The sequence below is a fragment of the Pseudoduganella ginsengisoli genome (assembly GCF_009720865.1).
In the GTDB taxonomy this organism is placed as follows: Bacteria; Pseudomonadota; Gammaproteobacteria; order Burkholderiales; family Burkholderiaceae_D; genus Rugamonas; species Rugamonas ginsengisoli.
In genome coordinates, this window is sequence record NZ_WNLA01000004.1 from 248,563 (window position 1) to 261,410 (window position 12,848).

General features: G+C 58.5%; 13 protein-coding genes. 10 read left to right on the forward strand and 3 right to left on the reverse strand.

Annotated elements, in window-relative coordinates; genetic code table 11:
- Nucleotides 1–134 precede the first annotated feature (134 nt).
- The 3 genes from GM668_RS09455 to kynU form a co-directional block, all read right to left on the reverse strand.
- Nucleotides 135–719 (reverse strand): CHRD domain-containing protein, encoded by a 585-nt coding sequence (locus tag GM668_RS09455; RefSeq protein WP_155438693.1) that lies wholly within the window; start codon nucleotides 717–719, stop codon nucleotides 135–137.
- A 107-nt stretch (nucleotides 720–826) separates the two neighbouring features.
- Entirely contained in the window at nucleotides 827–1,705 is an 879-nt protein-coding gene (gene kynA, locus GM668_RS09460) for a tryptophan 2,3-dioxygenase (RefSeq protein ID WP_155438694.1), read from the reverse strand.
- Between the two features lie 9 nt (nucleotides 1,706–1,714).
- A complete protein-coding gene (gene kynU / locus GM668_RS09465) occupies nucleotides 1,715–2,965 on the reverse strand; it encodes a kynureninase (protein ID WP_155438695.1) in 1,251 nt (416 codons plus the stop codon).
- Nucleotides 2,966–3,576: 611 nt separating this feature from the next.
- Here kynU and flhD point away from each other — a divergent pair.
- From flhD to GM668_RS09515, 10 genes are all read left to right on the forward strand, one after another.
- On the forward strand, nucleotides 3,577–3,894 hold the full coding sequence (flhD, locus tag GM668_RS09470) for a flagellar transcriptional regulator FlhD (RefSeq protein ID WP_155438696.1): 318 nt from the start codon (nucleotides 3,577–3,579) through the stop codon (nucleotides 3,892–3,894).
- A gap of 15 nt (nucleotides 3,895–3,909) precedes the next feature.
- Entirely contained in the window at nucleotides 3,910–4,455 is a 546-nt protein-coding gene (flhC, locus tag GM668_RS09475; protein ID WP_155438697.1) for a flagellar transcriptional regulator FlhC, read from the forward strand.
- Nucleotides 4,456–4,486: 31 nt separating this feature from the next.
- The gene (locus GM668_RS09480; protein ID WP_229499104.1) at nucleotides 4,487–5,251 is read left to right on the forward strand and encodes a class I SAM-dependent methyltransferase; all 765 of its coding nucleotides are present in this window, start codon (nucleotides 4,487–4,489) and stop codon (nucleotides 5,249–5,251) included.
- 90 nt (nucleotides 5,252–5,341) lie between these two features.
- Entirely contained in the window at nucleotides 5,342–6,202 is an 861-nt protein-coding gene (gene motA, locus GM668_RS09485) for a flagellar motor stator protein MotA (protein WP_155438699.1), read from the forward strand.
- Nucleotides 6,203–6,250: 48 nt separating this feature from the next.
- Nucleotides 6,251–7,195 (forward strand): flagellar motor protein MotB, encoded by a 945-nt coding sequence (gene motB / locus GM668_RS09490; RefSeq protein WP_155438700.1) that lies wholly within the window; start codon nucleotides 6,251–6,253, stop codon nucleotides 7,193–7,195.
- 42 nt (nucleotides 7,196–7,237) lie between these two features.
- Entirely contained in the window at nucleotides 7,238–7,786 is a 549-nt protein-coding gene (locus GM668_RS09495) for a chemotaxis protein (RefSeq protein WP_155438701.1), read from the forward strand.
- A 41-nt stretch (nucleotides 7,787–7,827) separates the two neighbouring features.
- On the forward strand, nucleotides 7,828–8,193 hold the full coding sequence (locus tag GM668_RS09500) for a response regulator (RefSeq protein WP_155438702.1): 366 nt from the start codon (nucleotides 7,828–7,830) through the stop codon (nucleotides 8,191–8,193).
- A 38-nt stretch (nucleotides 8,194–8,231) separates the two neighbouring features.
- Entirely contained in the window at nucleotides 8,232–10,442 is a 2,211-nt protein-coding gene (gene cheA, locus GM668_RS09505; RefSeq protein WP_155438703.1) for a chemotaxis protein CheA, read from the forward strand.
- An 18-nt stretch (nucleotides 10,443–10,460) separates the two neighbouring features.
- Complete coding sequence (locus GM668_RS09510) at nucleotides 10,461–10,952, forward strand: chemotaxis protein CheW (RefSeq protein ID WP_155438704.1); 492 nt, start codon at nucleotides 10,461–10,463, stop codon at nucleotides 10,950–10,952.
- A gap of 143 nt (nucleotides 10,953–11,095) precedes the next feature.
- On the forward strand, nucleotides 11,096–12,793 hold the full coding sequence (locus GM668_RS09515; protein WP_155438824.1) for a methyl-accepting chemotaxis protein: 1,698 nt from the start codon (nucleotides 11,096–11,098) through the stop codon (nucleotides 12,791–12,793).
- The last annotated feature ends 55 nt before the right edge of the window (nucleotides 12,794–12,848 follow it).

The window sequence follows — 12,848 nt, forward strand, 5'->3', positions numbered from 1 at the left end:
GGTCAGGCGCAAGCCAGCGTCATTTCCACTAAGAATATCGGGATTTTGGCGAGTTGCAATGGGGTGCGGCGAGATACCCACAGTATGCAGAGTGCGGGCGGCAGCATGGCGCTGCCGCCCGGGGGAGGGGGGGTTCAGTGACGCCGGCGCGCCAGTGCCAGCAGCACTGGCAACCCCATCAGCAGCATTCCCCACTGTCCGGGTTCCGGCACCGGCGCCAGGAAGCCGCGGATTTCACCGGCAGGGTATTCCGTCGAGTGGATGTTCAGGTAAGCGGATCCGGTTGCCAGCCCGGCGCTGAAAGCGGCTTCCGCACTGGCAACGGAGCCGCCATTGGCAGCGATAAAGGCGGGATTCCAGCTGCCTGGCAGCAGCGTGTTGTACATCATCGAATAAATACCACCGGTGACGCCAGTGGGGAAGCTGGTGAACGTGGGCGTTTCCGTCGCGACGATGGCGGCGCCCGTGCCGGGTGTCGTTGTGCAGCAGTGGATGTGCGATGCGGTGCTCAGCCCCTCCAGTCCGACAAAGGACAGGTCGACCGTCAACACATGCGCCGTCAGGTCGAATGTGACGACACTGCTGCCGATGCCGTGCGAATCGTTGGGTGTGGCTTCCGCCGCACCGGTCAGGCTGGCGTAGTAGGAGGCGGGAGCGGCTGATGCGCTGCCGGCTGCCAGCAATGCGGCAGCCATCACGGGAATGGTTGATGTTTTCATTTGACACAGCCTTTCGTGGATGGAGTTCACGCCCATTCACTATAGGCTGCATCAAAAAGAATGCAAATATTGAAATCTTGCATTGATTGCCATCAATGCGGTAGCGCTTACAGGGCCGTGCGCAGTGCAAACAATTCCGGGAACAGCACCACGTCCAGCATCTTGCGCAGGTACGACACGCCGGCGGTGCCGCCCGTGCCGGTTTTGAAGCCGATAATGCGTTCGACGGTGGTGACATGGCGGAAGCGCCAAAAGCGGAACGCGGTTTCCATATCGACCAGCTTTTCCGCCAGCTCATACAGCGCCCAGTGTTTTTGCGGATCGCGGTACACCTCCAGCCACGCTTCCTTGACGGACTCGTCCGCCACAGTCGGCTGCGACCAGTCGCGGTTCAGGCGCTCCGGGCTGATGTTGAAGCCATTGCGGGCCAGCAGGCGGATCGCTTCGTCATAAATCGATGGCGATTGCAGGGCGGCTTGCAGGCGGGTGTGGTTGTCCGCCGTGGTTTCATGCACAGCCAGCATGTTCGGGTTCTTGTTGCCGAGGATGAACTCGATTTCGCGGTACTGGAACGACTGGAAGCCGCTTGAGGCGCCCAGGTAAGGGCGGATCGCCGTGTACTCCGGCGGCGTCATCGTGGCCAGCACGTCCCAGGCATGCACCAGTTGATCCATGATGCGGGCCACGCGCGCCAGCATTTTGAACGCTGGCGGCAAATTGTCGGCCTGGATGTTGGCGACCACCGCATGCATTTCGTGCAGCATCAGCTTCATCCATAGTTCGCTGGTCTGGTGCTGCACAATGAACAGCATTTCATTGTGCTCGGGCGACAGCGGGTGCTGCGCCGTCAAGATGCGTTCCAGCCCCAGGTAATCGCCATAGCTCATGGATTTGCTGAAATCCATTTGTGCGCCGTGCCACTGGGCGTCGCTGCTGGCCGGGGCCGTGCTGTGGAACGGGCAGCCGCTGTTGGTGTTGTCGGTCATCGCGCTTCCTCAAGTGACTGCGCCGCGTTCGGCGGCAATATCGTATTTTCCATTGTCGAGGATCTCTTTCAGGATTTCCACGGCATCCCACACATCGGCAAAGCTGGTGTACAGCGGCGTAAAGCCGAAGCGCATGATGTGCGGTTCGCGGTAATCGCCAATCACGCCGCGCTCAATCAATGCTGCCATCACGGCAAAACCGTGCGGGTGCGTAAAGCTGACCTGGCTGCCACGGCGCGCGTGGTCGCGCGGCGTCACCAGGCCCAGCGGGTGGCCGGCACAGCGCGATTCCACCAGCTCAATGAACAAGTCGGTCAGCGCCAGTGATTTGGCGCGGATGGCCGCCATATTGGTTTGCTCGAACACGTCCAGCCCGCACTCCACCAGCGCCAGCGACGTGACTGGCTGCGTGCCGCACAGTGCGCGGCCGATGCCTTCCGTTGGTGCAAAGTCCGGCGCCATGGCAAACGGTGCGGCATGGCCCCACCAGCCGGACAGCGGTTGCGTGAATGCAGCTTGATGGCGCTGCGGCACCCAGATGAACGCTGGCGCGCCCGGGCCGCCATTCAAGTATTTATACGTGCAGCCCACGGCAAAGTCGGCATGCGCTGCATGCAAATCGACAGGCACGGCGCCGGCCGAGTGCGCCAAGTCCCAAATCGCGACTGCGCCGGCCTCATGGGCCAGGCGGGTCAAGGCCGCCATGTCGTGCTGGTAACCGGTGCGGTAATTCACGTGCGTCAGCATCAAGACTGCCGCGTCGCCATCGAGCGCGGCAGGAATATCCTCCACGCTGTCGACCAGCTTGACGGTATAGCCGCGATCCAGCCAGCTGGACAAGCCCTGCGCCATATAGATATCGGTCGGGAAATTCGTCCGTTCCGTGATGATGACCCGCCGGCCGGAACGCTCCGGATGCTGCGCCTGCAGGTGGATAGCGGCGGCCAGCGCCTTGAACAAGTTCAGCGACGTGGTATCTGTGACAACGACTTCACCGTCGCGCGCACCGATCAGGGGCGCCAGCCGGTTGCCCAGGCGTTTGGGCATATCGAACCAGCCTGCCGTATTCCAGCTGCGGATCAAGTCCTTGCCCCATTCGTGGCCGATCACGTGCTGGGCGCGGGCCAGCGCTGCTTTCGGGCGGGCGCCCAGCGAGTTGCCATCCAAATAAATGACGCCGGCCGGCAAATCGAACTGGTCGCGCAGGGCCGCGAGCGGATCATGCGCATCGCGGGTAAGGCAGTCGTTACGGGTAGTCATGACGGGAAATAGTTTAGGTTTAATCTAATTGGAAGCTGAAGTTTAGCAATTTTTGGCAGGGAAGGGGATGGCTTCCTGATGGTATTTTTTAAAATCCTTCGACGGATGACGCTGGAATTTGCGTGAAATGCCATCATAAATTTTGAATTTATTTAGAAACGCAGAACTTTGAATGTTCTTCAAAAATTTTTAAAAAAGCCCCTAAAGTTCCCTCAACCCATGCCGTTACCAGTTTTAGATACGCGAAAAAGCGTGTCGGGAGCATGGATGTAAAAATTTCGAATTTTTTTAAAAAAAATCGAAGAAAACCCTAAAGTTCCTCAAAACCCTGCCGTTACCGGGTTAGATGTCGCGAAAAAGAGTCAGTTTCCATCGTTGTTTACAGCTTTAAAAACGGGATTTTGATTGAAGTTCGACACCCCGCAAACCCGCGCCAATACTGGCGTTGCGCACTAATCGCCCTGCCTTTGTCAGACAAAGGCTGACAGGGCGTGTCCGTCATTGCCGGACCCAAAATACAGCAGTTGTCCACTTCTCTGCATCAACTTGCTCCAGCAGAATGTATCTCAACGGAAACGCAAATGCGTTGAAACCAACCGAGGAGATGGAAAATGACTGCAAACGACATGATGGCTGAGATCCGCGATGCAAACCTGAGCTACCTGATGCTGGCGCAGCAAATGATCCGCGCTGACAAAGTCACCGCGATCTTCCGCCTGGGTATCTCGGCTGACATCGCCGACCTGATCGAAAGCATGAGCAATGCGCAAATCTTGAAACTGGCAGGCGGCAACATGATGCTGGCCCGCTTCCGCTTCGATGACAGCGCCATCCTGGGCATGCTGACCAATTACAATAAAGACCGCTCGCTGGCACAATCGCATGCCGCCATCCTGATGGCCGGCCAGCCAGTTGAAGAGATCGCTTAAATCCTGGAGATTGCCATGAGCAAGAAAAGCGTCGTATCCGAAGCGCAGGAAATCCAGTTGGCCATCGAGCTGATCAACCTGGGCGCCCGCCTGCAGTTGCTGGAAACGGAAGTGTCGCTGTCCCGTGAACGCTTGCTCAAGCTGTACAAGGAATTGAAGGGCGTGTCGCCGCCGAAAGGCATGCTGCCGTTCTCGACCGACTGGTTCCTGACGTGGCAGCCGAATATCCATTCGTCGCTGTTTGTTAATATTCATAACTTCCTCGTGACCCATGCCGGCGCCACTGGCATCCAGGCAGTCATGAAGGCGTACCAGCTGTACCTGGAGCAAATGCCTCCGGCGCCGGGCGAAGAGCCGGTGCTGTCGCTGACCCGCGCGTGGACGCTGGTGCGCTTCTTCAACAGCGACATGCTGAAGCTGGTGCCTTGCCACAAGTGCCAAGGCAAGTTCGTGGTCGATGCCATGGATTTGAATGGCGGCTACGTTTGCGGCCTGTGCCATATGCCGTCGCGGGCTGGCAAGACCAAGAAGGCAAAAGAATCGGAGTCGCAAGCCGCGTGAATCTGAACCGCGCACCTTGCCGGAGCGCCACTTGAACTGGGGCCGCTTCTTTTCCATTCCGGCGGTCCAGGCCGCGCTGGTCCAGGCTGCGGCGGTCCCCACGTCTTATTTTCTGCTCAGTGCGCTTGATACCGCGCACGTTCCCGTGACGTTTGCCGTGTTTGCGCTGGTGCAGGGCTGCGTCGCCCTGTTCTTTACGTGGAAGCTGGGCATGGCGCCATGGTGGCGCGTGATTCAATTCCTGTTTCCCATTGCCATACTGCTGGCGCTGGCGCTGAAATTGCCGCCAGTACTGTATTTAATTGTGTTTGCCGTACTGCTGGGGGTGTACTGGTCGACGTACCGCACCCAGGTGCCCCTGTATAACTCGGGTTCCGCCGTGTGGCAAGCCGTGGAGCAGGAATTGCCCCGGCGTGCGGGCTTGCGGCTGATCGATATCGGCAGCGGCGTGGGCGGCATGGCGCTGCACCTGGCGCGGGTCCGCCCCGATGCGCAGGTGACGGGAATCGAGCTGGCCCCGTTGCCATGGCTGGTTTCGCGGCTGCGGGCCAAATTCTCGGGAAGCCGCGCCAGCTTCATTCGTGGCGATTATGAAACCCTGGATTTCAGCCGTTACGACATGGTGTTTGCCTACCTGTCGCCCGCCGCGATGCCGGGATTGTGGGCCAAGGCGTCACGTGAAATGCATGCTGGAAGCTTGTTAATCAGTTATGAGTTTGAAATTGCTGATTGTCCTCCTAACAAGACCATAGTTACCACAGAGCACGGTCCTGCACTCTATGTTTGGCGTTTTTGAGCCGCTTTCGCTTGCCGGTACCCCCTGTCTCACGCTATTGTAGTTCCACGTGTAAATTTACCCATTTTTCACTCTGCGGAGCGTGTTCTCTTGTTTGTTTTAATTGGCTATTTCACCGTCCTTGCGTGCGTGTTCGGCGGCTTCGCTTATGCCGGCGGCCACCTGGCATCCTTGTTTCAACCCGTCGAATTAGTGCAGATTGGCGGCGCCGCCATCGGGGCCTTCTTCGTCGGCAATAACATGAAGGCGATCAAGGCCACGGCGGCAGCCATCCCCAAACTGTTTGCCGGTTCCCGCTATACGAAGGAACTGTACATGGAGCTGATGTCGCTGTTGTTCGACATCCTGTCCAAAGTCAGGAAAGAAGGCTTGATGTCGATTGAAGGCGATATTGACTCGCCCAACGAAAGCCCGCTGTTTTCCAAGTATCCGATGGTGCTGGAAGACCACCATATCGTCGAATTCATGAGCGATTACCTGCGCTTGATGGTTTCCGGGAATATGGATGCGTTCCAGATTGAAAACCTCATGGATAACGAGATTGAAACCCACCACCACGAAGGCATGGTGCCGGCCGGTGCGCTGGCCAAGCTGGGCGACGGCATGCCGGCATTCGGCATTGTCGCTTGCGTGATGGGCGTGGTGCACACGATGGAATCGGTGGGGATCCCGCCGTCCGAACTGGGCTTGCTGATTGCAAAAGCACTGGTCGGTACCTTCCTCGGTATTTTGCTAGCGTATGGCTTCGTTGGCCCGCTGGCCACTCTGCACGAGCAAAAGCTCGAAGAGTCGACCAAGATGTTCCAGTGCGTGAAAGTCACGCTGCTGGCCAGCCTCAATGGCTATGCGCCGGCGCTGGCAGTGGAGTTCGGCCGTAAAGTGCTGTATTCAACGGAACGTCCGACCTTCTCCGAACTAGAGGAACATATCAAGAAATCGAAGTCCAAGTAATCCGGGCCTTCGCGTATCATTACACTATGGCAATTTTAAGGAATCGATATGGCTGACGAAGGAATGCGGCCTATCATCGTCAAACGCATTAAAAAGGGCGGCCATGGCCATCACGGCGGCGCCTGGAAAATTGCGTATGCCGACTTCGTCACTGCCATGATGGCGTTTTTCCTGCTGATGTGGCTGCTGGGCTCCACCACCAAGGGCGATTTGAACGGGATTTCCGAATACTTTAAAACACCGCTGAAAGTCGCAATGCAGGGCGGTTCCGGGTCGGGCGACAGCTCATCGGTCATTCCCGGCGGCGGCAAGGATTTGACGCGCAAGGAAGGCCAGGTCAAGCAGGCCGATGACCCGGCAGTGACGAAAAAATCGTACAACCTGACGGCCGCGAAAGCGGAAATGGAGCGCCAGGAAACCTTGCGCCTGCAAATGCTGAAGGAAAAGATCGAAGAAAAGATTGAAAACAATGCGCTGCTGAAGAAGTACAAGGACCAGCTGTTGCTGGACTTCACGGCGGAAGGCTTGCGTATCCAGATCGTCGATGAACAGAACCGTCCGATGTTTGCGCTGGCGTCGGCCACCTTGCAGCCTTATACGAAGGATATCTTGCATGAAATCGGCGTGGTGTTGAATGAAGTGCCGAACCGCATCGGCTTGTCCGGCCACACCGATTCCACGCCGTACTTTACCGATGCCGGCTACAGCAACTGGGAATTGTCGGCCGACCGCGCCAATGCATCGCGCCGTGCGCTGGTTGCCGGCGGCCTGCAGGAAAACAAGATCATGCGCGTGGTGGGGCTGGGCTCCGCGGTCCACCTGGACCGCAAGGATCCATTCAATCCGATCAACCGCCGCATCAGCATCATCGTGATGAACAAGAAGACGGAAGAAGGCTTGTTGAAAGAAGGTTCGCAGAAAATGGATGTAGGGACCGAGACCGAGGCGACCAGGGCAGCCGTCCCGGGCGGGACCGCAGCACCGAAGAAGTAACGCAGGCGAAATGCGCACTGCAGGCTTTGAAACGAGACTGATATGACGAGAAAAAAAATCCTTGGCTCCCATGTGAAGCGCCTGCTGTCCGGCGTGTCTGACCATGGGCGCCGGCATTTGACGGAAGTGGAGACGGATTTAATCCAGACCAACCTCCTGCTGGAAGAAGCGATTGAAAAATTGTCGCGCAACTTCATGGCCATCCACGAGACGGTCAGCGCGCAGCAAGCCGCCATTGATGCCTTGTTAGCAGGGGCTACCCCCAGCGCCGAGCAAAAGGAACAATTGGGCGCGCTGTCGTCGCAGGTAGGCGAGTATGTGAATGCGGCTGTCACCAGCATGCAGTTCCAGGACATGACGAGCCAGCTGATCGACCGCACGTTGAAGCGCGTGACCGGCTTGCGCGAATTCCTTGGTACCCTGGGCGCCCACGGTGCGGAAATGGTGCCGGAAAGCGACAATGATGAAATCGTCGAATTGCTCGGCAAGGTCAGCATGGCGCTGGCCATCCAGAGTCTCGAATTGCGCAGCGTGCTGCGCAAGGCCGTCAGCCAGAAGCACCTGGAAAGCGGCGACATCGAGTTGTTTTGACGGTTGATTGAATAACGAAGCAGATAGTGAGATAAAACAAAATGGCGAAAACAATTCTTGCAGTTGACGATTCCAGCTCGCTGCGACAGATGGTGGCCTTCAGCCTGAAGGCGGCCGGTTACCAGGTGGTGGAAGCGGTTGACGGCCAGGACGGTCTGGAAAAAGCCAAAGGCACGACGGTAGACCTGGTGTTGACCGACCAGAACATGCCGCGCATGGATGGTTTGCAATTGATCAAGCATTTGCGCGAACTGCAAAGCTACCAGAAGGTGCCTATCCTGATGCTGACCACAGAATCGTCCGACGAGATGAAAGCCAAGGGCCGCGCGGCTGGCGCCAATGGCTGGCTGGTCAAACCATTTGATCCGCAGCGTCTTATCGAGGTAGTCAAGAAAGTCATCGGCTGAGGACTTCCCATGTATCCAGTACTTGATGGAGTCGCGCCATGACCATCGACATTAGCCAGTTCTACCAGGTCTTCTTTGATGAAGCCGAGGAACTGCTGGCCGAAATGGAGCGCTTGCTGCTGGGTGTCGACATTGCCGCGCCCACGGAAGAAGACTTGAATGCGATTTTCCGTACCGCCCACTCCGTGAAAGGGGGCGCGGGGACGTTCGGCCTGAACGACATGACGGAAATCACGCACGTGCTGGAAACCCTGCTGGACCGTATCCGCAAGGGCGAGATGGCATTGACGGCAGAGCACGTGGATGCCTTCCTGGCCGCCAAAGACATCTTGAAAATGCAACTCGATGGCCACCGTGGCGGTGCAGCCGTTGACCAGGATGCCGTGGGCAACGTGCGCATGATGCTGCAATCGCTGGCGCAAGACGTGGTGGTGGCGGACTTGACGCACATGGCGCCCGCCTTCAACAGTGCGGCGGACGATGACAAGGTCGATCACAGCGATGGCCGCCGCTACCGTTTGGAATTGCCGCAAATGAACCAGCGCGAAGTGGCTGCGCTGTCGGCGGAAGTAGGCTTGCTGGGCCTGGTATCGACGACGCCGCTTGAAGGCGGCCGCACTGCACTGGTGGTGACCACCCATGAAAGCCTGGACGACATCATTTCGATTTGTTCGTTCATTTTAAATCCGGACGATTTGAAGATCACGGAATTGCCGGCGCTGACGCCGACCCAGCAAGCCCGTGAACATGCGGAGCGCAACCGCATCGAAGCAGCGCAAGGCTATGGTTTCTTTGACCCGGTTGAACCATCGGCTGCGCCGGCCGCGCCGGCGCAGCAGGGCGATCCTGGGTATGGCTTCTTCCAGCCGCTGGACCAGATCCGCGCCGATGCGGCGCAAGCGGCAGACGACAACAAAGGATATGGCTTCTTCGAACCGGTAGAAACCATCCGCGCGCGCGCCGGCATCAAGGAGGAGCCGACCGCGGCGCCGACGCCGGAACCGGACAAGAAAGCCGCCGCGAAGAAGGACGACAAGCCTGCCGCCAGCGGTGGCGGCGAATCGTCGTCGATCCGCGTGTCGATTGAAAAAGTCGACCAGCTGATCAACCTGGTGGGCGAACTGGTGATCACGCAAGCGATGATCGAACAGCGCGTCGATACGCTGGACCCGATGGTGCATGAACGCCTGCTCTCCTCAGTGAGCCAGCTCACGCGCAATACGCGCGACTTGCAGGAAGCCGTGATGTCGATCCGCATGATGCCGATGGACTTCGTGTTTTCGCGCTTCCCGCGCATGGTGCGCGACCTGGCCGCCAAGCTGGGCAAGAAAGTCGACTTCATTACCAATGGCGCCGCCACGGAACTGGACAAGGGCTTGATCGAGCGTATCGTCGATCCGCTGACGCACCTGGTGCGCAACAGTATCGACCACGGCATTGAAATGCCGGACGTGCGCCGCGCCGCCGGCAAGAGCGATGCGGGCCGCCTGCTGCTGTCCGCCAGCCACCAGGGCGGCAACATCATCATTGAAGTGGCGGACGATGGCGGCGGCTTGAACCGCGAAAAAATCCTCGCCAAGGCGCGCCAGAATGGCTTGCCCGTATCGGACAACATGGCCGATGCCGACGTGTGGCAATTGATTTTCGCGCCGGGCTTCTCGACGGCGGAAACTGTTACCGACGTGTCGGGCCGCGGCGTCGGCATGGATGTCGTCAAACGCAACATTACTGCCATGGGCGGCAATGTCGATATCCGTTCCGCCAAAGGGTTTGGTACGACGATTTCCATTTCGTTGCCATTGACTCTGGCGATTTTGGATGGCATGACGATCCGCGTCGGCGATGAAATTTACATCTTGCCGCTGGGCTTCGTTATTGAATCGCTGCAGCCGGTGCCGGAAGACGTCAAGGAAATCACCGGCAAGGGCAAAGTCATCAAGGTGCGCGGCGAATACCTGCCGCTGATTCCGTTGTACCAGATGTTCGACATCACGCCGCGCTTCACGAATCCATGCGAAGGCATCATCGTGATCCTGGAAACCGATGGCCGCAAGGCGGCGCTGTTCATCGACGAACTCGTAGGCCAGCAGCAAGTGGTGGTGAAAAACCTCGAATCGAATTATCGCAAGGTGGCGGGCATTTCAGGCGCCACTATTCTGGGGGATGGCGGCGTCTCGCTGATTCTTGATGTGGCCGCATTGATCCGCTCGTCCCGCCAGTTGGCTGACGAATCCATTTTTTCTCAATAAGAGCTAGAGGGTAATCATATGGCAGACGCAAATCTGGCAGCAAACGCAGAGGATATCGCCGGCCGCGAATTCCTTGCGTTTAAGCTGGGTAAAGAAGAGTACGGGATCGATATCCTGAAGGTGCAGGAAATCCGCGGCTATGAAGCGGTGACCCGCATTGCTTCCGCGCCGGAATTCATCAAGGGTGTCATCAACCTGCGCGGCATCATCATTCCCGTGGTGGACATGCGCATCAAGTTCCAGCTGGGCGAGGCCGTGTATGACCAGTTCACCGTGGTCATCATCCTCAACATCAATGGCCGCGTGGTGGGCATGGTGGTCGATTCCGTGTCCGACGTCACCACCCTGACGCAAGACCAGGTGAAGCCGCCGCCGGAAATGGGCACCGCATTCTCGACCGAATACATCATCGGCCTGGGCACCATCGATGAGCGTATGCTGATCCTGGTCGATATCGACCGCCTGATGTCCAGCCCGGACATGGGGCTGAACGACCAGATGGCTGCTTAAAAAACCTTATTAATAAAAGATAGCCTGCCGCAACGATGGCGGGCGTATTAAAACAAGAATGCGCGCAGAAACCCTGGATGGCGCCGGGGCTGTACCCAAAAGGGAACGCGCCGCCTGAAAGACAGCAACGAAGGGAGACGATGATGAATTTACGCGACTTTAAAATCGGCACCAGGTTGAGCATTGGTTTCGGCAGCATCTTGCTGATTCTCGCTGCCATGGTCTTGTTGACCAATGTGCTGAACTACCGCAATAAATCGGAATTACGGGGCGGCCTGGAAACGGCCAACGCAAAAAACCTGCAAGCGTCTGCGATGAAGAGCGCGATGCTGGAAACCGGTATTGCCATGCGCAACATCGGCCTGCAATCGGACGTCAGCCTGATGCAGAAGGAAGAGGGCAAGGTCAAGGAACAGCGCAAACGCTATGACGCGGCGCGCGACAAGCTGCAAAGCTTAGGCTTGAATGACGCGGAAAAGAAGGTGCTGTCGGATATCGCAGCACTGGACAAGGACGTCGACGCCGCGTTCAAGGAAGCCATCGGCCAGGTGCTGGCGTTTAACTCGGAAGGCGCCGCGAAAGTCATCGCCAGCCGTATCGATCCGCTGAACCAGCAAACCCTGTCGGCGCTCAATACGCTGGTGGACATGCAGCAAAAAGCGTCGGCCGCCGTGCTGGAAGGCTCGATTGCCGCCGACAGCCGCCTGATGATGATCCTGTTCGGCCTGGGCGCGATCGCCATCGCGCTGGGCGTGGTGGCGGCGCTGATCATTACCCGCTCCATCACGGGGCCGCTGTACGGCGCCGTGGAAGTGGCCAAGCGCGTGGCCGGAGGCGAACTGACGTCGCAAGTGACGGTCGAAGGCAAGGATGAAACCAGCGAACTGCTGCAAGCGCTGCGCGAAATGAACGACAGCCTGGTGCGCACGGTCAGCGAAGTGCGCTCGTCCACGGAAACCATCACCGTGGCATCGCAGGAAATCGCGTCCGGCAATGCCGACCTGTCGTCGCGCACGGAAGCGCAGGCCAGCTCGCTGGAAGAAACCGCGTCGTCGATGGAGCAGCTGACGTCCACCGTGAAGCAAAATGCCGATAACGCGCGCCAGGCCAACCAGCTGGCTGTGTCGGCGTCGTCGGTGGCGGAAAAAGGCGGCACCGTGGTATCGCAAGTGGTGGAAACCATGGGCTCGATCAAGGAATCGTCGTCCAAAGTGGTGGACATCATTGGCGTCATCGATGGCATCGCGTTCCAGACCAACATCCTGGCGCTGAATGCGGCCGTGGAAGCGGCCCGCGCAGGGGAGCAGGGCCGCGGCTTTGCCGTGGTGGCCTCCGAGGTGCGTTCGCTGGCGCAGCGTTCCGCTGCCGCCGCCAAGGAAATCAAGGAATTGATTGGCGACTCCGTGGACAAAGTCGATGCCGGTTCGCGCCTCGTCGATGAAGCCGGCCAGACCATGGGCCTGATCGTGACGTCGATCAAGCAGGTGGCCGACATCATGGGTGAAATTACAGCGGCAACCCAGGAACAAAGCAACGGCATTGAAGAAGTCAACCAGGCCATCACGCAGATGGATGAAATGACGCAGCAAAATGCCGCGCTGGTGGAAGAGGCTGCCGCAGCGGCGGAAAGCATGCAGGAACAGGCGCAGAACCTGGCTGCCGCCGTCGCCATCTTCAAGCTGGCCGGTGACGCCTATACGGCGCAGCGCGCTGCAGCGCCAAAAGCAGCACCGAAGGCCGTCACCCGCACCGCGGTGGTGCCACGTGCCGCCACGCCGAAGGCGCCGCCCAAGAAACTGGCGACGGCCAATACGCAAGATGGCGAGTGGGAAGAGTTCTGATTGACCCCGGTCCCGGACCAGGCGGCGCAAGCGCCGCGCGCATTTGACGATGCGT